The sequence below is a fragment of the Micromonospora musae genome, assembly GCF_003626545.1.
Classification (GTDB): Bacteria; Actinomycetota; Actinomycetes; order Mycobacteriales; family Micromonosporaceae; genus Micromonospora; species Micromonospora musae.
The window spans coordinates 110,615-134,381 of sequence record NZ_RAZS01000003.1 but is presented as its reverse complement, the minus strand read 5'-3'; the positions used below and the strand labels follow the sequence as shown (position 1 = coordinate 134,381).

Sequence of the window (23,767 nt, the reverse complement as noted above, 5' to 3'; positions counted from 1 at the left end):
AGACGAAATCCTTCGCCGGTACGGTCTGCGCCCGTCCGCCGCCGATCTGCCTCGCATCCGCGAAATACCGCTGCAAGCTCAGGAAGACCGTGAGCAGCATGACCAGGACACAGAGCTCATGAAGCTGTGCTGTCTGCAGCTGTTCAACGCCGGCCAACTGGGCGACGTGCTCGTCATCTGGCAGGCCAAGGAATCGAGCTGGGATGCCCACTGCTCGATCGACGTTCAACTGCTCTGCGGAGCAGGGTTGGACGCCACCAGGGCGTACCTGGAGGCTGACGGCTTGGCGCAGGCTGTGGAAGCGCTCCGCTACCTACTGGACTGCGAAGCCGCCGGCGACTTCGTCGGCTTCTCGGCAGCGGAGGAATCCCGCTGGAGGGCCAACTACTACCTGGGCTGACTTGGAGTGGCTACGGAACCGCGGGGTGACGTTTGCTGTTCGAGTATCAGCTGTCCGAGTTCCTGGGTGCATCGGGTGAGCGCGACGTAGAGGCCGTTCCAGCCGCGCGGTTCGGCGGCGATGCCCTGGGGATCGATGAGTAGCGTGGCGTCCCATTCCAATCCCTTGGACTGGGTTGCGGTGAGCACCGGCACGTCGTCCAGCACGGCCAGGAGTTCGGCGATGCGGTCGGCGGGGGCGATGACGCCGACCGTGCCGCCATGCCACCGTTGCTGCAGCTGTCGTACGGCTTGGGAGGCGGCGCCAGCAAGCTCGGCGGGCGTGATCGTGAGCTCCCAGGGGGCGATGCCGGAGGAACGTACCGCCCGTGGCGGCGCGTTGTGGCTGCCGGCTTTCTCCAAGACGGATTCGGTGAGGTCCATGACCTCACGCGGGGTCCGGTAACAGATGGTCAGCTCCGCGGCGGTCCAGCGGTCTCCGAAAACGGACTGCACCGCTTGTGCCCAGCTGGTGTGCCGGTGCGCCGCCTCCGCCTGGTCGATGTCGCCGACCGCGGTGATGGAGCGACTGGGACAGCGCCGTAGGACCATTTGCCACTGCATCTCGGAGAGCTCTTGTGCCTCGTCGATGACGACGTGGCCGTACACCCAGTCGCGCTGCCGGCGAGCGTGGTCGGCGACGAACTCGCCCTGTGGTTGCGGGGCTTCGACCTCGCCCAGCAGGTCGGCGAGGGCGTCGAGCAGGGGAATGTCGCTCGATGCCCACGGGGCAGGCTCGGCCGAGACTGCGGTGATCTCCGCCGGGGACAGCTGCGGGGCGAACCGGGCCAGCAGGGTGCGGTCGGTCAGGAGATCACCCAGCAGGGATTCGGCTGCGAGGGTGGGCCACCACGCCTCGATGAACCGGGCGATGGTGGCGTTCTCGGCGATGCGAGAACGGAGCTGTTCGATCTCGTCCTCGGAGAGCAGTCCGTCGACGTCGCTGCCGGTGGACCTCCTGTCGGGGTGGTGATCATGTTCCATGCTCCTGTCGACACGGGCGAGGATGTCCTCGAAGCCCTCCTCCATCTCGTTCATCAGCGCCTCGCGCTGCTCGGCGACGGCTTCGGCAAGGAGATTGTGCAGCTGCTCGGCGAACGCCGCCCGGGCGCGGTGGTACGCGCGCCCCTGCACCGCCGAGGCGAGCGCCTGTGCCACGGCTGCGGCCGTGATGACGTAGAAGTCGCCCTCCCAGCGCAGCTTCAGCTCACGGGGCCGGGGAAGCAGCGACGTGACGTAGTTTTCGAGCGCGGGTTGCCAGAGCGCGCGGCCCTTGATCTCGGCGAGGAGCCGGCTCTCGTCGCGGCCCACGCGGATCCTGGGCAGCAGAGTGTCGCAGGTCGCCGAGACGACGGCGGTCTCGCCGAGCGCGGGCAGCACCTGGGCGATGTACTCGAGGAACCGTGACGAGGGGCCGAGGACCAGGACCGCTTGGTCGGCCATCTTGGGGTGGGCGAACAGCAGGTAGGCGACGCGGTGCAGGGCAACCACGGTCTTGCCGGTGCCGGGGCCGCCCTGAACGATCAGCGGGCCGGTCGCCTCGGCCCGGATGATGTCGTCCTGTTCGCGTTGCAGGGTGGAGATCGCCGTCGACATGTGGCCGGTGCGCCGCTGGTCGAGGGCGGCCAGTAGTGAGGCTTCACCGACGAGTTCTGCCGTTATGGTCCCGTCCAGTGGCTCGTCGTCCACACCGACGACGATCGATCCCGTGGTGCGTATGTGCCGGCGCCGTGCCTGACCTTGTGAGTCGACGGCCGTCGCGGTGTAGAACGGTCGCGCTGCGGGAGCGCGCCAGTCCACCAGCAGTGGCTCGTTGTTGTCGCCGTCGTTGCGGAGACCGACACGGCCCACGTGTCGCACGGTGCCGTCGAGGCCGTCGAGGCGGCCGAAGACCAGCCCTTCCTCTGCTCGCCGTAGCTCCTCGTACTGCTGGCGGAGCATGCGCTGCCGGGCCCGTTCCAGCGAGTCCAGGGCCTCTGACGAAAGCTCGGCCTGCAGGTGGTCGATCAGCCTGTCGCGTCGGGCCGTGGCCGAGTCGAGAAACTCCTGCTCCTCGGCGACCGCGGATCGGCGCGCGACATCCTCTGCGGTAGAAGCCGACGGTTCACCGCCTGGTGTTACTCCGCTGACGCCAGCAGTGCCGTAGTTCGGAGCAGAATTCCGGCGCATTCGCGAATCCTCGTATCGGTGTTCCCCGTCGGCTCGGATGAGCCGCAGCGCATTCCGGCGGCAAGCATAGGTTTGGTTCTCCCTCGTCGCCAGGAACTCCGTCGGCAGAGATGGAAATCTCAATGCCTTGCAGGTACGGGTCGATTGTGGCCTCACCTAATCGTGATTTGCTTATTGACAGTTCGGTCCATATCTGATCTGACTGCCGACGCTGGCACTGCCCGCGCGCGACCCGACCACCGTGCGAACATCGTCGTTCACAATGCGAAACCAATCGGCCTGAGGCCGCTCGGCGCAGGTCGGTTCGACCGGCAGGTCGCTGTACTGGCTGCTGTACTGCTGGCGTCAGACGGGGCGCTGGATGCGGACCTTCGGGCGCTCATTGCGCAGGTGTCCGTGCTTGTGTTGGCGGATTTGCTCGTCCCAGACCTCCTGGTCGTAGTCCGGGTTCGGCAGGATCCACCGGTGCGAGCCGTCGCTGTAGTGGAACTTCTCGTCGCCGGGCCGAAGGATGCTCATCGAATCCAGCCCAGGAAGCGTCGGTGCAGCAATCCCGCCGGCATCCAGGTCAGGTCCTCGGAGGCGCGCACGAGTTGGGCACCGAGGTAGAGCGCCAGGGATATCGGAGCGCCGTCGAACTCGGCGCGTAGTTCGTATTGCCGGCTGCGGCAGGGCCAGGGCGCGTCGCAGCCGCCGCAGCTCCAGATCGGTAGCACTGGGCCGTGGGTGCTCATGCGCACCCGCCGAGTGGGCCCGCTGTCAGGAACCGCGGCCGCCGGTTCATGGCCCAGTCCGCCTGCCGGCACGGGTACGCCATACACAACCACGACGCCGCACGACCGGCAGTCGGGCCGCGTTTCGCCCGCAGTGGTACGACCCGGTTGCGCGGCTCCGCCTCGTTGCTCACTGCCCCTCCTGGGTGGGCCAGTGCCCTCGGTTGATCGGTATGCGATGTCGGTTACGGCAGGGCAGGTCGACGCCACAGCGGCAGATCCAAGCCCACTTTCGCCACGACCATGCCGTGCGGTGCCGTCGTGCCAGGGTCATCGCGACGGCGGTCACGTATTGGTCGTAGGAGACTCGCCGCCACGGTGGTGGCCCGTCCCGCATCCCTGTACTCCCTCCGCCGGGCAGCACTCCATGGCCGGTCCCGAGCCACGGGACCGGATCTGGAACGTTCGGTAACTGCGACGCTACGATCACGACGGCGACGATTGGACTCACCGGCAGTACGCGTGAGCAGGCCAGACACCCTTCTGAAGATGGCGTTGACCGATCCGGCGCGATCTGGAGGGGGCGGCTCGCCAGGAACGTCGACCAGCGGTCAACGTAGGGATGTGGCATGGCAGGTCGCGGACGGTCAGCAGCGCAGCGGGGCGAGGTGACCGGCTATCTGTTCAAGCTGATCCGGGAGTCCATCCCGCTGACGCAGGAGCAGCTCGCCGTTGACCTGGGCGTCGACCGCGTGACCGTGCAGAGCTGGGAATCCGGACGCCGACCATTCACGGCAGTACCGCTCGGGCAAGCGATCGCCGTCCGGCACCGGCTCGGACGGCTCGGGGCGAACGCGACTCTGCTCGCCGCGCTCGAAGACGCCGCCGAGGCAGACGTCATCCTCGCCGCAGTCCTCGACGAGCAGGTGGATCGCTGCGACATCGCCGAGCAGCCGCTCGGCTGGTCCGTGCTCACGCACCGATTGAGCGACCTGATCCTTTGGGCGGTCCTCGGACAGGCACCGACTTTCGCGAGAGGGATGCCCGCCACTCACCCCCGACGGGGGCCGGTAGCGTCCGGGCCGACCCTGCCCACCGACGAGCAACGCGCGTTCTTCGCCCACCTTCGCGTGCTCGCCGAACGCGCCGCGGCCGGACGCGAGCCGCACGTGCTGCTGCACCGGCAAGCCTGCTTCCTCGCCGGAATGGACCCCACTCAAGCAGCGGCCGGATGGCTCACCCAGACCACCGGACGCACCCACCGGGTGACCACCTTCCACACCTGGTCACCGCTCTGGCCGGACGCCCGCTCCGTCGCCACGTCCCTCGCCAACCAGGGCGACCCAGAACCGTTACGGGACTTCCTCGCGCGGGCGCACCCGGACGACGCCTGCGAGCGCGCGGCCCTCAACTACTCGGCCTACTGGGTCGGGGAAGTCCCCTACCGCCAGCGCGACGACTCGTTCATGCCCGGAGCGCTCGCGTGCTGGCACGGCTCGATACTTCTCCGGCACCTGGTCGAGCGCCTTAACCCAGGGCATCCCTTCGTCGACCTCAACATCCACAACGTGTGGGCCCTGCTGGCCGCACGACGCGGTCTCACCCTCGACAACCCCACCGCCAGTCAGGCGCTCCTCAACCGCGGAATCCGACTCCTGGACAGCGACCGGATCTCCGCACAATCCCGACAGGAACTAACCTCTATCGTCTACCGCCTGCGAGCGGACGGACTCACCGGCACAGGGACGGGCAGATGAGCGACGACCACGACGCCGCCGGAGCAATGAGCTTCATCTTCGAAGCCGGCGTACTCAAACGCGCCGCCCGCACCGGCTGGTGGTTCGCCGGCGTCAAGCACCCCGAGACCATCGCCGAACACTCCTTCCGCACCGCGCTCATCGGCATGATGCTCGCCGCCATGGAAGGCGCCGACCCCGCCCGGGTGTCCATGCTGTGCGTCCTGCACGACACCCAGGAAACCCGGATCACCGACATCCCACACATCGCCAAGCGCTACCTCACCGCCCAGCCCAACACCGCAGTCACCGCCGACCAGGTCGCCGCCTGCCCACCCGCAGTCGCCGACGTCATCACCGCCGCCGTCGCCGAATACGAAGCCGGCGACACCCTCGAAGCCATCATCGCCCGTGACGCCGACAAACTGGAATGCCTCGTCCAAGCCGTCGAATACCGCCACCAAGGCATCGACAACGTTCAACGCTGGATCGACAGCTCACGAGCAGCGCTCAAAACCGCGAGCGCGCACCGCCTCGCCGACGCCGCCCTCACCGGACAGCCCCTCGCCTGGCTCACCCCTTCCCGAACGCCGGGGCCCTAGCTGCTGACAGCTGGGCCGCTCCGTCAGGGCAGGCTTGGCACGTGCGCATCCGTTGGCAGGCCAGCATTGACGTGTTCACGCAAATGCTGGGGCGGCGCGGCGTCGAGCCTGCCGCCGTGACGGACGTCGAAGCGGCATGGGATGTGTTCGCTGAGTTCCTTCAACTGGAGATCGATGGCATTGACCCGACTCCGGACTCTGATGCTGATGGCTTCATAGTTCAATGGGGTCGACGGTCTTGGAGCGACAACCGCCCGATTCTGGCGTTCGCTCGGCAGTTGGCCGTCGCTGATGTCGGTGATCGTGCCGATCCCTACTGGCAGCCTGAACTATGGCAGCTCGACTTCGAGATGACCTTCGACGATGAGCCCCGTCTGACCGGCCTCGACAGCCTCGACGTCCAGAACACGGGATTCAGGTTCGCTCCCATCGGACCGCCGCGCGCTGCGGCTCTGGCCGATGCCCGGGCGGAGGCGCAACGGCATGCCCCTGTTCGGGCGGCTTGGATCACGACCCCAGCGAGTAGCGTCTTGTCCTTCGAATGCGTCAGTTGATCTCCGAACCATGAGGTGGAGGCGGTTCACCAATCGGTAGAGCAGGATCAGGCCCGATTGACGTATCGGCACCCGGTGCGGCTCTGGCGCCCGTCGAGCACGCCAGCGCGGTCTTCCTCCCGGATCGTCGGACTCGGCTTCCGAGACGCCGAGCCGCCTTCCTGCCGCTGATGCAGACCACATCCCGCTGGCGCTCGATTGCACCGCCTGGTCTCCCGAAATCGCCGAGCGGCCCAGCACGCCCCTGCCTGCCGTCCACGATGGCCCGGATTCGCTCACCTCCACGGGTGGGGGCACGCTGCGCAAACCCCAGGATGCGATGTCCAGGCTCCCCACCCGCGCCGGCCCATTCGTCAGGCCCACGAGCGTGAACGAACATGACCCATCGCGAAAAGGTGCGCGGCCACGCTTCCACCCCCGGGCGTTCTTCGTCTGCGGCGGGGCCACCTGCCCGATGTTCCACATTCCTCGGCCTGGGCTGTCACGATCGGACCTCAACCGGACATGGGGTGTGTGTGAGCTCCGGGACCGAGCACGAGGAACGCTTCCGACGCATCTACGCGAGCAACTTCCAGCCGCTGCTCGCGTACGCCCTGCGACGTGCCGCGCAGCCCGAGGACGCGGCCGACGTCGTTGCCGAGACCTTCCTCGTCGCTTGGCGCCGCGGTCACGAGATGCCGGCCGACGCCGAAGTCAAGTTGTGGCTGTACGGCGTCGCCCGACGCATTCTTGCCAACCACCACCGCACCGGACTACGCCGCGAGCGACTGGGTGAGCGGCTCCGGCATCGAATGAGGGCCGCCGTCGCCGCCGACCCAGGCAGCGAGGTACCCGAACGACTCGCCATCCAGGCCGCGCTGGCCCGCCTCGGCGAGCTGGACCGGGAGGTGCTGACGCTCACCGTCTGGGAGGGCCTCGAGCCGCGCGAGGTGGCAATGGTCCTTCGGGTGGACCCGGCCGTGGTCCGCACCCGCCTTTCGCGCGCGCGAGCCAGGCTGCGCGATCTCATCAGTGACGACCTCGCCCCACCCGGACATGTACTCGACGTCCTGACCGCACCCGCCCCGAAGGAGGGCAGATGACCGACGAACACCTCGACCGGCTGGTCCGGGACGCCGACCCCTACCGACCCGATGTCATCGGACACCTCGACGGGGCTCAGCAGACACTCCTGGAGGAAATCATGTCTGTGCCGACCCTCCAGCGCGTCCTCGAACCGCCGCCGCCACACCCCACGACGCCCCGCAGCATTGTCCGCCGCTCCGTCGGCGCACTGGCCGCGGCCGCCCTTTTCGCGGGCATCCTCGCCGTGCCCGCCATGCTTCCCGACCATCGGGACGACCGCCAGGCCGTTCCCGCCGGCACCCCGATCGTCTACTCGGCCGCGGCGATCAAGGCTGCCGAGGAGAACCCGCGGTTGCTGATCAACCAGCCCGGCTGGACGGTGACCACCGTCTACGGATTCGCCAAGCAGCAGGGCACCATCGCCTTCCGCAACGGCCAGGCGGAGCTGGAGATGAACTGGTACCCCGCCGACGCCTACGACGACTTCTACGCCGACCGGCTCCGCGCCAGCAAACCGGAGCCCGTGACGATCGACAGCTGGTCCGGTCACCTCTTCACCTACAGTGCCGGCGACTTCGCGGTCACGCTTCGTCCCCGCGACGGTGTCTTCGTCGAGCTTCGCACCCGAAGCCGCTGGACCCGGGACACGTTCGAACGACTGCTCACCGATGTGGTGCGCGTCGACGCCCGCACCTGGCTCGCCGCGCTTCCGGCGGAGGTCGTCACGCCCGACCGGGTGGCCGCGGAGGCGGCCATCGCGCTCGCCGACGTGCCGCTGCCGCCGAGGTTCGACATCGCCGCCCTGGGTCACATCGGCATCAACGATCCCTACCAGTTCGGCACGGAGGTGACCGGCAGCGTCGGCTGCGCCTGGGTCTCGGAATGGCTCCGCGCGAAGCGCATCGGCGACGACGCGGCGCTCAAGCAGGCAAGCGACGCGCTGCTCAGCAGCCACAAGTGGCGAGTGCTGCACCAGATGAACGACAAGGGTGACTGGCCGGAGGTGTTCTGGGGCATCGCCGACAAGGTCGCCGCCGGGACCCCGCCAACCGGCTATGTCCAAGCGTTGGGCTGCGACTAGCTGTTCGTGGGCCCGACACACCGAAGGCCCTGACCTGGACTGCGTCCTGTCTGGGCCTTCGTGCTGGAGCGGGCGCGCACAACGGCACGCCCGCCATCGACTGGACCGTCCAGCGGCCCGTCGGAAAACCTCACCGGTAGTGCCACCACCAGCCGCCGGCGACTGTCGGCTAGCCGACACTTATCGGTCACATCCGTTCGCAACCGGTCGGGGGGTCAACGAGTGTCTTGCCCGTGACACCGTCGACGGCGAGCGCCGCCGACGGACAAACGGGGAATCGGAGGCTCCAACATGACCAGGACCACCACCCGCCGGCTCGTCGCCGGCGTTCTCGGGGCGGGGCTCGCGCTGACCGGCGTGGCCACCCCCGCCGCGCACGCCGCCGCCGCGCACGACACGTCGGTCTCGGTCGGCCGGCTGGTATTGAACCCGACCGACCGGGGCTACACCGGCAGCCTGCCGGTGACCGTCAACTACCGGGGAGCGGAGGCCTCCTACCTCGAGCTGACCCTCACCGAGCCGGTGCCGGGGGCGTTCGCCGGGCTGGTGCCCAGCGAAGCGTGTATCACCATCAGCCCGACGCCGCTGCGTACGATCTCCTGCATCGTGCCGGGCGGCGACCTCCAGCCCGGCGAGCGGCGCCGGTTCACTGTCGATTTCCGGGTCCTCACCGCGCCCCGGGCCCACGCCATGTCGGCCGCGGGCGGCCGGGTGACGGTGGACGCCGGGGACGCGAACCCCGCGAACGACACCGCCTCGTTCGACACGCGGTTCCGCTCCGCCACGGGTTCGCTGCGCAACCCGCAGCCGTACCAGTGGGACACCCGGACCGACGCCTCGCTGACCGTCGGCTCCGCGACCCTGACCCGGCAGGAGGACGGGAGCTGGGCCGGCCGGCTGCCGATCACGGTGCGCTCCGCCGGCGACGCCGCGCACGACATGTACTGGCTGGAGCCGACGTTGCCCGCCGGCGTGGAGGTCGCCGGGATCGAACCGGAGGAGGGCTGCGCCGGGGTCTGCGGGGTGGCCGGCGGGGCGTTCATGCAGGGCGAGGAGCGGGCGCTCACGCTGCTGCTCCGGGCACCCGCGGAGGTCGCGCCCGGGGACCTTGGCACCGGTTCGGTGCGGCTGTTCGCCCTCTTCGGTTGGGGCGACGAGCTCGTCGACGTGTCGCCCGCCGACAACACCGCCAGCTTCGGCGTCCGTGCCGTCGACGCGGCCTGACACCTCTATGACGAAAGGGCAGGCGCGGCCGTGGATCATGGATTCACGGCCGCGCGTTCCCGCCCCGCCGGCCCCGCGGACCGCATCCGAGCCGCACACTGCCGCCCGGACCGCCTCCGACGAGACCGGCCCCCGCTTCGACGAGATCTACCGGCACAATTTCCAGAGCCTGGTGGTGCAGCTCTACGCGTTCGTCGGAGACATGAGCGAGGCCCAGGACCTGGTGCAGGAGGCGTTCAGCCGGGCGTGGCCACGCTGGGAGCGGATCGCCCGCTACGACGACCCGGTGGCCTGGGTACGGCGAGTGGCTTGGAACGCCGCAGCCAGCCGCTGGCGCCGGCTACGCACCGCCTGGCTGTTCCACCAGCGGCAGCGGCTGGATGTCGTGGCCGGGCCGGAGCCCGATCGGGTGGCGCTGACCGCCGCGCTGGGCGCGCTCCCCGCCAGCCAGCGGCGCGCGGTGGTCCTGTTCTACCTGGCCGAGCTCACGGTCAACGAGATCGCCGAGGACTGCGGTGTGGCGCCGGGGACGGTCAAGTCCTGGTTGCACCGTGCTCGTACGGCGCTGGCGGCCGGCCTCGCCGACGGCGAAGCCGGCCGACCGGGCGGCAGACGGACGCCCGCGGGCGGGTCGACGGAGAGGACGGTGAACTGACGTGGACGACCGAGACCAGAGCGCGGACCGGTTGGCCGGCGCCTTCGCCGAGTTCCGCGCCGCCAGCCTGCGCCGGGCCGCCGAACCCGACCCAGATGAGCCCCGCCGGCGGGCGTACCGCCGGTTGCGGAACCGCGTCGCGGCGCCGGTCGTCGCGGCCACTGTTGCCCTGCTCGCCGTCGCGGTCGGCCTCGCCGGCAATGCGGTCACCCAGCCGCCGCTCGTGACCACCGACGAGTCACCCCCCGCCACCGAGAACCCGCCGGCCACCCCGAGTACCGCGCCGACCGGTCCGACCCCGAGTTCGTCGGCTACACCGACCACGCCGACCAGCCCGACGCCTACGGCCACCGCCTCCGGGACGCCGTCGGCGGCCTCGGCCACCCCATCCGGCGGCCGATCCGCGGCACCACCGTCGGCGACCTCCACCCGCCGGCTCGACCTGTCGATCAGCTCCCCCGGGTCGGTCACCCTCGACCCGACCGGTGACGCCTACACGGGGTGGTTGACGTTCACCATCTCCAACGCCGGCGACCGGGCGTACGACGCCAACGACATGATCGTGGTGCTGCCGGTGGAGGCGACGGTCAACTTCGGCGACAGCGGCATCGGTGGCTGCTTCAACCAGGGGCAGGACGACGACACCAGGACGATGTTCTGCACCGGGGACCGGCAGATTCCGGCGGGTGGGTCCCGCTCGTACCGCTTCGGGTTGCGAGTGGAGATCGCGCCGGGCCCGACAGCCCGTACCCTCGACGGCCTCGCTGTCACCGTGCGCGCCAACGACCGAGGGGCCTTCCCCGCGGACCGCACTCCGGCCGACAACACCGCTCGGATCGACCTCGAACTGCCTCCAGGCTGATCGCGACGCGGCGTCCCGACTCAAGCGGACCGGCACGCCGCGGCCGCCTGCCAACTCACCCCGTCCTTCGCTCGCCGCATCACCCGCCGTGACCTGTCGGCCTGACACGCGTCTCGTGGGCGGCGCCTGTCACGACGAAGGGGGCGTGGTCGGGGACCGATGTTGGCCAGGCTGTTGGCGGGCGGCGATGGCGAGGAACCGGTGTGCTGGGTCGTCGTAGTGGGTGAGGTACCAGCCGGTTCGGAGCAGGGCGAAGCGGAGTGGGGTTTCGGCGAGGGGTTCGTCGGGGCGTAGGGTCCGGCCGTGGCGGGCGGCGAGCGCGGCGCGGCCGGAGGGGTGGAACAGGACTAGTCGGCCGCCGGGTCGGGTGACGCGGGCGAGTTCGCGTAGGCCGTCGCCGGTGTCGGGTAGATGCGTGATGAGACCGGCGGCGAAGATCACGTCGGCGGCCGTATCCGGGAGGGGCAGGCGGCGGGCGTCGGCGAGGACGAGGCCGGCGTGGGCGGTGGTGGCGCGTGCGCGGGCAACGTCGAGCATTTGCGGGGTCAGGTCGACGCCGACGACGGTGCCGGTGGGTCCGACCGCGTCACGCAGGGCGGGCAGGGCGCGGCCGGTGCCGCAGCCGACGTCGATGGCCACCCCGCCGCTGGGGATGGTGGCTTCGGCGATGGCGGCGGCGTAGGCGGGCAGGTCGTCGCCGAATTTGGTGTCCCAGGTCGCGGCGCGGGCGGCGAAGAACGCTTGGGCTTCGGTGCGGTACCAGAGGTTGGTGGGCGCGACCCATCGGTCGAGGTGCTGGATGACCGGCCAGGTGGCGTCGTGCAGGTCGACGACGATATCCGCGTCGTCAGCCGGGCGGCGGTTGCTGCTCCGGGTGGGGGCGCTGCGCACCCAGATGCTCAGCTGCCAGCGATCGGCTGGGTGGTCGGCGCGCCAGCGGGAGCCGTCGGCGATGACCACGGTGTCGGCGGCGCGGCCGTTGCGGGCGTCGGCGTGGGTCGTGCAGGTGGCCTCGGTGAGCCGCACACAGCGGCGGCCGGCGTTGCGCAGGACAGCGGTGAGCCGGTCGGCCAGCAGCGCGGCGCGGTGATCGTGCCCGTCGATGAGCACGGCAGGCGAGCCGGCCGGGATGGCGGCGGCCAGGTGGGTGAGGACGGTGCTCCATCGGTGCCGCTGTTCGCTGGTCATGGTGTCCCAGTGAGCCGCCGCCATCCGCGCGTTCATCTCATCATGATGCAGCTGCGAGACCGTCAGGGCTAGACGTACGGCACTTGCGATGCGATCCGGTTGATTTGCACCGCAGATGCGATCGGCTCACCAAACCCGGCCAGCGCCACCACCCGCAAGGCCCGTGGTCGTCTCGACCCCCGCTGGCTTCGTAGCTGACAAATGTCATTCCGGCGATGACGGTCGTGACTACTCGGGCTCCGGTAGACACGGGAGCCTGGGAACATGTCGCTCTCCCAGCAGCTGCCCGAGCGGGTGCCTGTCGTCGCAGTCGAGGCAGTCTCGTGTTCGTACCGCGATTTCGTCGCCGTCGAGACCGTCAGCCTGTCGGTGCGGGCCGGCCGCATTCACGCACTGCTCGGCACGAACGGTGCGGGGAAGACGACTCTGCTGGAGACGATCCAGGGCTTGCGGCGCCCCGCATCGGGCAGCATCAAGGTGTTCGGGCGCGACCCTCGGCGGCACCGTGCCGAGGTTGCCGGGCGCACCGGCACGATGCTCCAGGAGTCCGGGCTCGTGGATGAGATGACGGTCGCGGATCAGCTCTCGCTGTGGCGAGGCGTGAGCGTACGTGAGGACTCGGTGAATCGCGTCCTCGAACTCGTCGGACTCGATCACCGCCGTCGGGTACCGGTATCGGTGCTCTCCGGTGGGGAAAGGCGACGCCTCGACTTCGCGATGGCGCTCTGGGGCGACCCGGAACTGGTGGTGCTGGACGAGCCGACGACGGGCCTGGACCCGCAATCGCGTCGCACGATGTGGTCGATCATCCGCGACCTCAACACCCGTGGTACGTCCGTGCTCCTCACGACGCACTACTTGGAGGAGGCACAGCACCTCGCGGACTCGGTGACGATCCTCGACAAGGGGCGGATCGCGGTCGAGGGCACGATGTCCGACGTACTCGCGGCGATCCCCGCCCGCATCACGTTCATCTCTGCGGCGTCGTCGGCCGAGCTGGCCGAGCTGCGGTCGCTCGTCGTCGGCGACGTCGCGCAGACGCCCAGCGTCGACACCTCCGCTTCAGCGGATACCTGGTCGGTGACCGTCCAGACTCCGCGGTTGCAGGACGATGTCGCCGCCGTCATGGACTGGGCCCGCGCGCATGCTCTGCGCTTGGCGCAGCTTCGTTGCGCCCCGGCCTCGCTGGAAGAGGTCTTCTTCGAAATGCCCGCCCTCGCCGCCGGTAGGGCCGACTCATGACGACCACCACGACCCACCGCAAGAGCTCCGGTCGGCTCGTCGCATCCCTCATCGCCGCCGAACTACGGGTGTTCCTGAGACAGCCCGTCATGCTCGCCCTGACGCTGCTGCTCCCCGCCGGGCTGCTCGCGATCACCGCGATCGGCGAGACCTCCGATATCTCCGAACTCTGGGCGCAGGTCGCGGGCCGCAACGTGGTTGCGATCCAGTGCATCACCGTCTACTTCGTCGCCCTGAACACGATCACCGCACGCCGGCACACCCTCGCGCTGAAACGGTTGCGCACGACCGCGCTGCCCAGCTTCGGGATCGTGGCCGGCCTCCTCACCCCGCCCCTTCTCGTCGGAGCGTTCCAGGTCATCGTGGTGCTCGTCGGGCTGGTGGCGCTCGGCGCGCCCACGCCCGATGCGGCGGTACTGGTCGCCGTGTCGGCGCTCGCCGGGATGGTGATCGCGGCACTCGCCGGCGTGGTGACGAGCGCGTTCACGGCAACACCGGAGAAGGCGCAATGGACGATGCTGCCGCTGTTCGTCGCGACGATGGGTGCGGTCGCGGTGCTGCCGTCGATCGGTGACGGCGTAGGCGGTACGGCTCTGCGGCTGGTGCCGCTCGTGGCCAACGCGCATCTGGTGACGGCAGGATGGCACCTGGACGGTGTCGCCAGCGAGGCGGCCGCCGCCGATCTCGGCACCATGGCCGCCTGGATCGTCCTGCTCGGGGTGCTCGCCTGGCGCACGTTCCGATGGGAGCGCCGACACTGAACGCACGGCAACGACGACGGGAGGGCGTATGAGTAGGCAGAAGCGTGATCGCTTCCGCGGCATCGCCGCCTACGTGCACGCTTCTCATGCCGCACTCGCGCTGGCCTCGTTCGCCGCGCCCGTGGTGGCGCTCGCTCTTGAGGCTTCGGTAGTACCCGGCTTGGCGTTCTTGGTCGCGCTCTTCGCCGGGATCGTCGCGGCGGGTGGGGCACTGGCCGTCGCCGTCGATTTCGCGCCCTGGCATCGCCTCACCCGCCCCTTCGCTCCCCCGCGCCGCCGTGCGCTGTTGAGCGTTGCTGTCGTGGTCGCGGCGCTCGTCGTCATACTCCTCCTACCGTCGTCGGGAGGAGCCGTGGGTGTTGCGGTGATCCCGCTGGCGTGGGCGCTGCGCGCAGTCGCGGACGGGTCGTTCTGGTCCGGTATCGCCCGCATGTTCGCCGCCGCCCTGGGCTGCGGACTTGTCACCGCGCTCACCTCGGCTTGGAGCGGAGAAGTCTGGGACTCCCTCGGCCTGGCTGTCGCCGTACTCCTGGCCTTCGGGTTACTCGGGCAGGACTCGATCTACACCCTCGCGATCGAACTCGACGACCTGCGCGCCCTCGAAGCCGATCGTGCGGTGGCGACCGAACGCAAGCGCCTCGCCGGCGACCTCCACGACATCCAGGGTCAGCATCTCGGCCTCATCACGGTCGAAGCGGAACTCGTCACGAAACTCATCGCGACCGGAGACACCGCAGGGGCCGCAGCTCACGCCCGGCGGCTACAAGCCATCGCCGGCGATGCGCTGGACGAACTGCACCGGGTCGTGCACGACACCCGCGCCGTCACTCTCGATCAGGAACTCACCAACGCGGCTCGCGTGCTCGAAGCGGCCGGCATTACGGTCGCCCGGAACGTCGACCGTATCGACTTCCTGCCCGAGACGGCGGACCGGCTGTTCGGCCTGACCGTGCGCGAAGCAATCACCAACATCCTCAAACACTCGCGCACCCGGGACTGCACCATTCAGGTCAGATGCGAGGCACGAGCCGGCAACGATGGCATCGTACTGACGGTGACGGACTCCGGCCCCGCCGCTACTCATGCCGTTCGGACCCGTGGTACCGGGTTGACCATGTTGCGCGAGCGCTACCGGGACGCCGGTGGTGAATGCACCTTCGTCTCGGGTCCGGGAGCCGAGCTCACCGCCTGGGTACCAATGACCGGAGGAGGTTCCCGATGACCGAGCCGGGCACGCCGATCCGCGTCATCCTCGCCGATGACGAACTCCTGCTGCGTGAGGCCGTGATGACGCTCCTCGCCCTCGAAGACGGCATCACCGTGCTCGGTACCGCCGCCACCGGCGCTGAGGCGGTCGAACTCGTCCGGAAGGCCCGCCCCGATGTGGCCGTGCTCGACCTCGAAATGCCGGCCCAGGACGGCATCGAAGCCGCCGCCGAGATCCAGCTGATCGCCCCCGGCACCCGGGTCGTGCTGCTGACCCGCCATGCCCGCCCGGCGGTACTCCGCCGCGCCCTCGACGCCGGGGTCTCCGCGTTCGTCACGAAGGCCACCTCCGTCAAAGAACTCCCGAGCATCCTCCGGTCCGTCGCGTCCGGAGGTCGATACGTCGACGGTGCCGTGGCTACCGCCGCCCTGTCGGAGAGCAACTGCCCGCTCACCGAACGCGAGATCGATGTGCTCCGCGAATCCCTCGACGGCGCAACCATCCGCGTCATCGCCGAACGTACCCATCTCGCCCCCGGTACGGTGCGCAACTACATCTCCACCGCTATGACGAAACTCGGTGCCGCCAACCGCGTCCAGGCTGCGCGCGTCGCGTGGAGTGAGGGCTGGATCTAGCGCGCCACCCCCAGAAAAGGGTTATCGCCGACGCCACTTCGGTAGGCCGGCGGCGGCGCGGAACACGAAGTACACCACCGTCGCGCCCAGCAGCGCCCACCGCCACAGCTCCCGAAGACCGTCGGGAAAGATGACGAAGACGAGGAGAGCAACCGCCCCGATCTGCACGATCGCGGACAGCACCTCCCGGGCCGGGGTGGATGCCGGGCCGACGCTCATCAAGTCCACCGCCAAGCTCCGCTGCGGAGCCCTCTGCTGCCGTGGTCCATCGCTCCATCCGCTCATGCGTCCACGGTTCCGCACCCGCCCGGAAGTCGTTAGGCGCAGTTGTCACCGCTCCGATGACAAACGTCACGAGCAGTCGTGACGGGGCATACTGCCGTCCGTTTCCGGATCTGTCGCAGCGGACGGGGTCTTCGGTTCGCGGGCCGCTGGAATGCTTGAGCGCGCCGGCCGGGTGGGTTGCCCCACCCGGCCGGCGTCCGGACCCGTCCGGCAAGTCGGCCCCCGGAGGGCCGGCAGCGGTGGGTACCGGTCTGGGACTGACCGTCTCAGTGCTTCTTGAACACCGGCATGGTGTCCAGCGTGGTGGTGATGTTCTGCGTGGTGCCGCCCCGATACGTCTTCCCGGTGAAGATGTCGGTCCAACTGTTGCCCGGCGGGAACCACACCGACGTCGTGGCGGTGTTGCCGGGCGTGGTCACCGGCGCCACCAGGTAGTCCGGGCCGTAGAGGTACTCGGAACCGGCGGTGGCGTACGCGGCCTGCTCATGCGGGTAGGCCAGGTACATCGAGCGGACGATGGGCGTACCCGTGCGGGTGGCCTCCTTGGCGGCGGCGTAGGTGTACGGCAGCAGTTCCTCCCGCAGGTTCAGGAACTTCTTGGCCGACGCCTCCGCCGCCGGGCCGTACTGCCAGGGCAGCCGGTCGCTGTGGTTGGAGTGCAGCCGGTCGATCGGCTGGAACGTACCGAACTGGACCCACCGGGCGTAGAGGTCGTCGGGCAGCTTCGTGCTGCCCGGCTCGCTGCCTGGCTCCTGCAGGCCGCCGGTGTGCCCGCCGATGTCGTGGCTGACCGCGGCCAGCCCGGTCGCGGCCGACTCGCCCGGCGTGTAGCCGACCTGCATCTGCAGGGTCTGCCAGTTGGAGACGGTGTCGCCGGTGAAGTGCAGCGTGGTGCGCTTGTCGGCCCACGGGCCGGTCGGCACCGGGGTCGGGCTGCTGTAGCCGCCGGCCTGCAACGATCCGTACGCCCGGGAGAAGGCGAAACCGGTCTTGTCGGCGTACTGCTGGTTGATCCAGGCGTCCGGGGTCACCCCGGCGAGGGAGGACTTGGAGTTGTCGCAGCACCAGTCCATCCACCAGAGGTCCGGGCCCTTGCTGCCCTTCGGCACCATCCCGTCGTGCAGCTGCAGGTACGCCTTGAGCTGATCCGGGTCGCCGAAGTCGAACGCGTAGCAGTCGGCGCCGCCGTTGCAGCCGACGCGCTGCAGCTTGCCCTTCGCGGTGGCCTGCGCCTGCGCGAACTTCGGGTCCGAGCCGAGGATGCTCGGGTGGATGTTGATGCCGGTGTGCAGACCCTGCTTCTTGGCCCAGTCGAAGAACGCCTTTGGGTCGGGGATCCGGGTGGGGTCGATGCTCCAGCCGCTCCACTTGTTCGGCGCCTTGATGTCGGTGTCGAGGACGAGCACGTCCATCGGCACACCCTCGGACTTGGCCCGGGCCACGAGGTTCTGGAACTCGGTCGCGGTGCGGTCGTAGTACTCGGACCACCACACCCCGTACGCCCACTCCGGCAGCAGCTTCGTGGGCCCGGTCAGGGTCGACAGCTCTTTCAAGCCACGGGTGTAGTCCTGCCCGTACGCGGAGACGTAGCCGTCCTGCTCGGCGGCGGGCCGGGGCTTGGTGTCGCGCAGGGCCGAAGCCGAGTCGTCGAGCAGGTACCAGCCGTCCTGGTAGAGCAGGCCCGCGGAGGTGAGCGCGGAACCGGAGACCCCGTCCAGGCCCCGGCGGTAGCCGCCGAGCGGCGCGTGCGGGGCGAGCAGCGGGGACTTCGCGCTCGTGACGGCGACCGTGTCCACGTTGACGTTGCAGCTGGCGTCCGTGGGGCAGCCCAGCGTCACGGTGTTGGTGCCGCGGGTGAGGTGGACCGGGACGGAGATCGTGTTCCAGTAGTCCCATCCGCTGGTCGGCGGAAGGCTCGCCGTGACCGGTGCCGCGGTTCCCGCCGTGACCGACATGGTGCGCGTCTGGCTCGGCTGGGAGCCGGCTTGGCCGTTGGCGTAGCGGATCTGCACCCGGTAGTCACCGGCGGACGGCACGTTCGTCACGGTGAGCGCGGCGGCGGACTTGGTGCTCTCCAGGCCGGCGAGGAAGCCCGTACCGGAGGCGCCGTTGTGGTCGTTCGCGGGCTTCGCACCGCCGGTCAGCGCGCCGGTCTCCGCCTCGCCGAGCGTCCCGAACGGCAGGGGCTGTGGCTGGGGTGCGGCCGGCGCCGGGAACGGTTCGCCCGGGTTGACCACCGCGAGGCTGTCGATGTTCACATTGCCGGAGTCGTTGGGAGCCCGCAGGACGCTGATCTCGTGCCGGCCCGCCGTGAGGTCGACCGGCACGCCGGCCAGGCCCCAGGTGTCCCAGTTCGCGCTGGGCGGCAGCGTCAGCGTGCGGCCGGGCTCGCCGTCGACCTGGACCGTCAGGGTGCGGTCCACGGTCTGACCGTCACCGCCGGCGCTGTTGGCGTAGCGGACGGTGAGCTGCTTCGTGCCATCCGCCGGGGCGTCGAGCGCGAACTTGACCGAGTCGCCGGAGGAGGTGAAACCGGCCGCGAACCCGCGCCCGGTGTATCCCCGGTGGTCGGTTGCCACGCCGGGGCCGCTGAGCTGCAGCGCTTCGGCCTCACAGAGCGCGCCGAGGGCGCAGTCCGGAGCACCGCGGCCGGCCCAGGGCTGGGCCTGCACGACCTGCTTGCCGGTCTTGAGCTGCACGGTGAGGTTGTCCGCGGTGAACGCGCCCGAGCTCACCTGGTAACGCAACGTCATCGCGCCGGTGTCGATGGTGAGCCAGCCGTGGTCGACGTGCTTCGTGAAACGCGTACGGGGGAAGTCGTCGCGCCCGACGGCGTTGAACGTGGCGGCGTCGGTGAACTTGCCGTCCTTCTGGTATTCGGTGCGGATCAGGGTCGGGGAGAGCACTTCGAAACGTGCGTTCCCTGACCGGACGGCTCCGTCCTTCGCCTGGTTGTGGCTGGCCTGGGCCGTCGCGGACGGAACGAGTGTCAGCCCCGTGATGAGAATGCCGGCCGCGGCGGCTGCTGTCGCGCGGCGGCGGCGTGGACCCCGATAGAGCAAGTTGCACTCCTCGTCGTATATGGAGGAAATGGGTCAATGACAACGTTGTCACTAGTCCGAAACACCTGTCAACGGATCTTGGAGGGTGTCCCTGCTCTCTTCCGTCGCGCTCGCACTCGTCCGGCAGGCGCCTCGACGACCCGCCGACCCGCAAGCCGAGCGGAGCTGCGCGGCCTCGCTCCTGCCGACCCAGCACGCTGTACTCGGGTCGACCCGGTGACTTCTTCGGCGTGAGCACCCGGCGAGCGCGTTGCTGTCGACAGCCGCTATGCCTTACAGGAGTCGTCGTGTCGAAGCCCGCTTGTCGGTGTAGAGGATGGCCGCCCACCGTTCGGAGGTGGGGCCGCGAGTGGTTCGGAGGTTCGTCCAGTCGAGCAGGTAGCTGTCTGCACGGTCCACCGGGAGTCCCTGGCGTCCGGCGCTGCCCGCGCCCGTCGTCACCCAGTTGGTCGCCGAGCCCGGCTGCTCCAGCACCTAGAGGGCAAAAGGCTGATACTTGAGAGCTTCTTCGATTACTTCCTCGTCACTCAACTCGGGTTCTCTGAAGAACATGAGGAAGATGACGTGTGGACAACGCAGGATGCGTTCCAACTCGTCAACTCGCGCGCCGGTCTCCTCTTCGGGGATGACAGGATTGCGCAGTTCACGAACGAGGGCCAACGCCCTGCTTCGCGTCGGGTCGTCCAGCTCCACAGCCACGCAGAATACGTGGCCCAGCTGCCATCCCGTCTGACGCCGAGCCGCGCCAGGGTTGCTCTCTACGGGGCCACCCTTTCCAGCTCTGAGCGGAAGTCGCGCACCTCGCGTGGGTTGCCTTCTTGCGTAATCACAGCTCCTGCGATGCGGTGAGCCAGAGCCTTGTCTCCTGCCATCGCCGCCGCGAACGCGGCTGCCTGCAAGGGCGCGGTGCCGCCCGGGTACACCTGCCGGAACGGTCCCCAGGACCCCTGTTGGGCATGGACCTCGGCCGCCCACCTGCTGAAGCCTTGCAGTTCTACGGCGTGACGCAGGAAGGCGACGCCCGGGCCGGCGACGTCGTCCACCAGCTCCGTCGGCAACGGCTCCTCAGACGCGGGACGCGGGTACTCGTCGAGCTGGCGGATCGGCTCAAGGTGAGTCCACAGCGCTTCGCGGCGAAACTCCACCAGTGGCTCCGGCAGGCCCATGATCCGAACGCTGAGGAAGACCTGGATTCCCTTCGTGGCGGGGTCGCCCCAGCGAGGGGTGTAGAACCGCATCTCCCGAAGGAGTCCGTTGTCCGTCCGCGTGCAGCTGTTGCCGTGGCGCTCGAACCCGATCGGCGCCAGAACATCGCGATGAAGACGGTTCACCGCACGAGGGAGACTCCAGCGACCGGGCACCCACGAGATGTTAGGCGCCGGCCAATTTCTTGCCACGGTTGTCACCCAGGTCCCGAGATCGATGGGGTCGTGCCAGAGCACCAGCATGTCGTCTGCTGGACTGCCCCGCGTCAGAGGGACGGTGTGAGCGTGCACGCTGATGAGGCTGACCGCGCCGGCCAGGAGACCGACCACCGCCGTACGGTCAGCGCGGGTCACCCAGGTCCAGGCGGTCAGCCAGCCCTGCCGCGGCGAAGGCGGCGACGAGTTCTTCGCGGCCCTCTGTGAAGTGGGCCCAGCTGTCGTAGTGGACGGGAACCACCTGGCGGGCGCCGAGAATCCCGGCGGCCTCGGCGGCCTGGGCGCTGTCGAGAACGATGAGCGCGCCGTCGAAGAGAATGCCGGGGAAGCGGGGGGCGCCGGCGAAGAGGATGGCGGTGTCGACCGGCCCGGAGTGTTCCGCGATCTCCCTTACGACGTTGAGTGAGGCGTTGTCGCCGCTGACGTAGACGGTGGGCAGACCCTGCCCGGTCAAGTTGGGTCGACTTCACGGCCGGGTGCGTCGCTCGGCGCCGTCGAAGGCGGGCGCGAGCGGGGCCAGTGCTGCGCGGAGTTGGCCGGGCAGTGAGCCGGAGGGCACGACCAGCCCGCTGGCGCCGGAACTCCCGGCGGCCCCCGCGTTCCCGGTCGGCTGGAGCCAGCCTTCCAATGCGATGCGAACCGCCGCGGCCACGCTTGCCGCGAGAACGCGGGCTGTGTGCGCTCCGACGCTACCCAGGCGGTCGGTGATCACCGCCGCGAGAGGGGGCTCGAGATCGGCGGTGGCATTGAGGAACGCGTTGCGCAGCGCGGGCCGGGTGGTGATCAGCAGCAGTGCCTCATGTTCGTGCTCACCGGTGTTCGTGTACTGCTCGACTACTGCTTCGGTGACAGCGTCAGCCAGGCGCATTCCTGCGGGCCGGGCCGCGACCGCCGCCGCGATCCGCGCGTCCCGGTCAGCGGTGACAGCGGAGACGATCGCCTGCTCGCGGCTGGCGAAGTAGTTGTTGTAGGTGCGCGGCGAGACCCCGGCCGCCTCGGCGATGTCCTCGACCCTCACCTGGTCCAGTCCGTGCTCCACAGCCAGGCGTAGGGCCGCCTCGCGTAGCGCCTCGCGGGTGGCCTGTTTCTTCCGCTCCCGCAGCCCTGGTGGTGGTGTCGTCACGGCGTCAGCGTTCCACACTGGGCTGCGTGCACGCAAACTTGCGTGCACGCACTTTTCCTGTGATTCTCGACCCGACCGAGACCGGCAGAGAGGACGTCACCATGCGAGCAAGAGGAATGACCTACGACACCGGATTCGTCGTACACGGCCAGACATCCCGCGAGCACTTCCACCCCGCGGTGGTTCGGCGCGAGCTCGCCATCATCCGCGACGACCTGCACTGCAACGCGGTCCAGATCATCGGCGGCGACCCGGACCGACTGGAGCTGGCCGCCGGTGCCGCCGCCGAGCTCGGCCTGGAGGTCTGGTTCTCGCCCTATCCGCTGGAGCTGGATCCGAAGAAGATCCTCACGTTCTTCCGCGACTGCGCCGAGCGAGCGGAACGGCTCCGGCAGCAGGGAGCCGCAGTCGTGTTCGTCGCAGGGGTCGAGCTGAGCGTGATGAACCGCGGGTTCCTGCCGGGAGAGAGCCCCGAGGAGCGGGTCGATCAGCTGATGAGCCAACCCGAGCGGCGGGCCGAAGCGATGCGCGAGCTCGGCGTGCGCATCAACACATTCCTCCGCGACGCCGCAGCCACGATCCGCGAGCGCTTCCAGGGCAAGCTCACCTACGCATCCATCCAGTTCGAGCAGGTCGACTGGACTCCCTTCGACATTGTGACGTTCGAGCTGATCCGCTCCGCCGAGGTCGCCGACCGGTTCCGGGACGCGGTGCGCACCCTGGCCCAAGGCCCCAAGCCGCTCGCTATCACCGGGTTCGGCACCGCGGCCTACCGCGGCGCGGGAGACCGAGGTGGGCGGGTGCTGGAAGTGGTCGAGCACGACCCAGAGACCAAGGCCCCTGTACGGCTCAACGGCATATACGAACGCGACGAGGCCGGCCAGGCCGCATATTTGAGCGAACTGCTGGAGATCTTCGAGACCGAGGGCGTAGACAGCGCGTTCGTGTTTTTGTTCGCCTTGCCTGGCTACCCGCACCGCCCGAACGGCGACCCCAGGGACGATCTGGACCGGGCCGGCCTGGGCATCGTCAAGCTCCTCGAAGGACGCCGGGGGAAGACCTACCCCGACATGGAATGGGAACCCAAGGCCGCCTTCGCGGCAGTGGCGCAGCGGTATCAGAGGTGACAGGCCCTGCACGCGGTGACCACGGTTCGGGATCTGCACTGCGCCGCAGTGCAGATCCCGAACCGATGGAAGCGGTATTCGCTGAACTCACCGCAGACCTCGCACCGGTCTACCGCCGCCGCGACCTGCGGGCCAACGGCGTGTTGTACCTGCGCGGGTTACTGACGGGGCCAACCTCCGAGGCCTCACTGCCGAACGCGTCATCGGATGGCCGTACGACCTCGCCGACCCGGCGGTTGCATCGGGTTGACCCGCCGGCGCCCGCTACTGCTTCCAACTCCTTGAGCGCGCCTGCCTCGTCCTCCCTCGAAGCAGTAGTACGCGCAGGTGCAGCGCACGCTCCTACTCCCTGAGCCTGATGGATGCCGAACGGCAGGGGCTCGCCACCCGAATCCAGGTGCCCCACGGTGCATCACGGGTTCATCCCCGACAACGGGCTTCGCCTGGCCGGAACCCACCACGAGATCTACCTCAGCGACCACCGCAAGGTCGCGCCAGACAAGCAGCGCACCATCCTCAGGCAGCCGATCACCATCGGCACCGAGGGGTGAGCGGGATTTCCCGTGGGATCGGTGTACCAGATATGGGCGCGCTGGCCCGCCTAATAGGGGTCCCGC

At 69.2% G+C, this 23,767-nt stretch carries 24 protein-coding genes and 2 pseudogenes; 15 read left to right on the top strand and 11 right to left on the bottom strand.

Going from position 1 to position 23,767, the window contains the following annotated elements:
• Window positions 1-118 precede the first annotated feature (118 nt).
• Window positions 119-400 (top strand): hypothetical protein, encoded by a 282-nt coding sequence (locus D7147_RS08860; protein WP_233563040.1) that lies wholly within the window; start codon window positions 119-121, stop codon window positions 398-400.
• Here D7147_RS08860 and D7147_RS08855 read toward each other — a convergent pair.
• The 3 genes from D7147_RS08855 to D7147_RS08850 form a co-directional block, all read right to left on the bottom strand.
• Window positions 388-2,763 carry a HelD family protein gene (locus D7147_RS08855; RefSeq protein WP_233563039.1) on the bottom strand — a complete coding sequence of 792 codons (2,376 nt, stop codon included), beginning with the start codon at window positions 2,761-2,763 and terminating at the stop codon, window positions 388-390. The two genes, D7147_RS08860 and D7147_RS08855, sit on opposite strands and share 13 nt — an antisense overlap.
• Before the next feature lie 189 nt (window positions 2,764-2,952).
• Window positions 2,953-3,126, bottom strand: a complete 174-nt coding sequence (locus D7147_RS32630; protein ID WP_199734129.1) for a hypothetical protein — start codon at window positions 3,124-3,126, stop codon at window positions 2,953-2,955.
• Window positions 3,123-3,341 (bottom strand): hypothetical protein, encoded by a 219-nt coding sequence (locus tag D7147_RS08850; RefSeq protein WP_120675601.1) that lies wholly within the window; start codon window positions 3,339-3,341, stop codon window positions 3,123-3,125. The genes D7147_RS32630 and D7147_RS08850 overlap by 4 nt, the downstream gene beginning before the upstream one ends.
• Before the next feature lie 608 nt (window positions 3,342-3,949).
• Here D7147_RS08850 and D7147_RS08840 point away from each other — a divergent pair.
• The 8 genes from D7147_RS08840 (at window position 3,950) to D7147_RS08805 (ending at window position 11,099) form a co-directional block, all read left to right on the top strand.
• Window positions 3,950-5,077: a helix-turn-helix domain-containing protein gene (locus D7147_RS08840; protein WP_120675597.1), complete on the top strand. Its 1,128-nt coding sequence runs from the start codon at window positions 3,950-3,952 to the stop codon at window positions 5,075-5,077.
• Complete coding sequence (locus D7147_RS08835) at window positions 5,074-5,658, top strand: HD domain-containing protein (RefSeq protein WP_120675595.1); 585 nt, start codon at window positions 5,074-5,076, stop codon at window positions 5,656-5,658. Before D7147_RS08840 ends, D7147_RS08835 begins: the two co-directional genes overlap by 4 nt.
• Before the next feature lie 41 nt (window positions 5,659-5,699).
• Window positions 5,700-6,212, top strand: a complete 513-nt coding sequence (locus tag D7147_RS08830) for a hypothetical protein (protein ID WP_120675593.1) — start codon at window positions 5,700-5,702, stop codon at window positions 6,210-6,212.
• Between the two features lie 515 nt (window positions 6,213-6,727).
• Entirely contained in the window at window positions 6,728-7,294 is a 567-nt protein-coding gene (locus D7147_RS08825; protein WP_120675591.1) for an RNA polymerase sigma factor, read from the top strand.
• The gene (locus D7147_RS08820) at window positions 7,291-8,358 is read left to right on the top strand and encodes a hypothetical protein (protein ID WP_120675589.1); all 1,068 of its coding nucleotides are present in this window, start codon (window positions 7,291-7,293) and stop codon (window positions 8,356-8,358) included. Before D7147_RS08825 ends, D7147_RS08820 begins: the two co-directional genes overlap by 4 nt.
• Window positions 8,359-8,649: 291 nt before the next feature.
• Window positions 8,650-9,582 carry a hypothetical protein gene (locus D7147_RS08815; protein WP_120675587.1) on the top strand — a complete coding sequence of 311 codons (933 nt, stop codon included), beginning with the start codon at window positions 8,650-8,652 and terminating at the stop codon, window positions 9,580-9,582.
• Between the two features lie 37 nt (window positions 9,583-9,619).
• Window positions 9,620-10,237 carry a SigE family RNA polymerase sigma factor gene (locus tag D7147_RS08810; protein ID WP_120675585.1) on the top strand — a complete coding sequence of 206 codons (618 nt, stop codon included), beginning with the start codon at window positions 9,620-9,622 and terminating at the stop codon, window positions 10,235-10,237.
• A 1-nt stretch (window position 10,238) separates the two neighbouring features.
• On the top strand, window positions 10,239-11,099 hold the full coding sequence (locus tag D7147_RS08805; RefSeq protein ID WP_120675583.1) for a hypothetical protein: 861 nt from the start codon (window positions 10,239-10,241) through the stop codon (window positions 11,097-11,099).
• A 129-nt stretch (window positions 11,100-11,228) separates the two neighbouring features.
• On the opposite strand, the gene D7147_RS08800 is transcribed toward D7147_RS08805, so the two are convergent.
• Window positions 11,229-12,323 (bottom strand): class I SAM-dependent methyltransferase, encoded by a 1,095-nt coding sequence (locus D7147_RS08800; protein WP_233563038.1) that lies wholly within the window; start codon window positions 12,321-12,323, stop codon window positions 11,229-11,231.
• A gap of 228 nt (window positions 12,324-12,551) precedes the next feature.
• On the opposite strand from D7147_RS08800, the gene D7147_RS08795 reads away from it, so the two are divergent.
• From D7147_RS08795 to D7147_RS08780, 4 genes are read left to right on the top strand one after another with little or no spacing between them, the layout of a single operon-like run.
• Window positions 12,552-13,529 carry an ABC transporter ATP-binding protein gene (locus D7147_RS08795; protein ID WP_120675581.1) on the top strand — a complete coding sequence of 326 codons (978 nt, stop codon included), beginning with the start codon at window positions 12,552-12,554 and terminating at the stop codon, window positions 13,527-13,529.
• Complete coding sequence (locus tag D7147_RS08790; RefSeq protein ID WP_120675579.1) at window positions 13,526-14,290, top strand: ABC transporter permease; 765 nt, start codon at window positions 13,526-13,528, stop codon at window positions 14,288-14,290. The genes D7147_RS08795 and D7147_RS08790 overlap by 4 nt, the downstream gene beginning before the upstream one ends.
• Before the next feature lie 28 nt (window positions 14,291-14,318).
• Window positions 14,319-15,512: a sensor histidine kinase gene (locus D7147_RS08785; protein ID WP_120675577.1), complete on the top strand. Its 1,194-nt coding sequence runs from the start codon at window positions 14,319-14,321 to the stop codon at window positions 15,510-15,512.
• Window positions 15,509-16,132, top strand: coding sequence for a response regulator transcription factor (locus D7147_RS08780; RefSeq protein WP_120675576.1), 624 nt, complete (start codon window positions 15,509-15,511; stop codon window positions 16,130-16,132). The genes D7147_RS08785 and D7147_RS08780 overlap by 4 nt, the downstream gene beginning before the upstream one ends.
• A gap of 21 nt (window positions 16,133-16,153) precedes the next feature.
• Here D7147_RS08780 and D7147_RS08775 read toward each other — a convergent pair whose 3' ends face one another.
• The 7 genes and pseudogenes from D7147_RS08775 to D7147_RS08745 form a co-directional block, all read right to left on the bottom strand.
• Window positions 16,154-16,360 carry a hypothetical protein gene (locus tag D7147_RS08775; RefSeq protein WP_120675574.1) on the bottom strand — a complete coding sequence of 69 codons (207 nt, stop codon included), beginning with the start codon at window positions 16,358-16,360 and terminating at the stop codon, window positions 16,154-16,156.
• A gap of 323 nt (window positions 16,361-16,683) precedes the next feature.
• The gene (locus tag D7147_RS08770) at window positions 16,684-19,323 is read right to left on the bottom strand and encodes a TIM-barrel domain-containing protein (RefSeq protein WP_233563037.1); all 2,640 of its coding nucleotides are present in this window, start codon (window positions 19,321-19,323) and stop codon (window positions 16,684-16,686) included.
• A gap of 429 nt (window positions 19,324-19,752) precedes the next feature.
• Complete coding sequence (locus tag D7147_RS33360; RefSeq protein WP_267900757.1) at window positions 19,753-19,878, bottom strand: hypothetical protein; 126 nt, start codon at window positions 19,876-19,878, stop codon at window positions 19,753-19,755.
• Between the two features lie 75 nt (window positions 19,879-19,953).
• On the bottom strand, window positions 19,954-20,172 hold the full coding sequence (locus D7147_RS08760; protein ID WP_120675568.1) for an e9imm peptide: 219 nt from the start codon (window positions 20,170-20,172) through the stop codon (window positions 19,954-19,956).
• 65 nt (window positions 20,173-20,237) lie between these two features.
• The gene (locus D7147_RS08755; RefSeq protein WP_158609316.1) at window positions 20,238-20,810 is read right to left on the bottom strand and encodes a hypothetical protein; all 573 of its coding nucleotides are present in this window, start codon (window positions 20,808-20,810) and stop codon (window positions 20,238-20,240) included.
• A gap of 214 nt (window positions 20,811-21,024) precedes the next feature.
• Window positions 21,025-21,354 (bottom strand): annotated as a pseudogene (locus D7147_RS08750) (MBL fold metallo-hydrolase); the annotation flags it as partial.
• 12 nt (window positions 21,355-21,366) lie between these two features.
• The gene (locus tag D7147_RS08745; RefSeq protein WP_120675564.1) at window positions 21,367-22,023 is read right to left on the bottom strand and encodes a TetR/AcrR family transcriptional regulator; all 657 of its coding nucleotides are present in this window, start codon (window positions 22,021-22,023) and stop codon (window positions 21,367-21,369) included.
• A gap of 116 nt (window positions 22,024-22,139) precedes the next feature.
• Between D7147_RS08745 and D7147_RS08740 the strand changes: the two genes are divergently transcribed.
• Both D7147_RS08740 and D7147_RS32625 read left to right on the top strand, forming a co-directional pair.
• A complete protein-coding gene (locus D7147_RS08740; RefSeq protein ID WP_120675562.1) occupies window positions 22,140-23,150 on the top strand; it encodes a hypothetical protein in 1,011 nt (336 codons plus the stop codon).
• 407 nt (window positions 23,151-23,557) lie between these two features.
• Window positions 23,558-23,701, top strand: a pseudogene (locus tag D7147_RS32625) (hypothetical protein); the annotation flags it as partial.
• Window positions 23,702-23,767 lie beyond the last annotated feature (66 nt).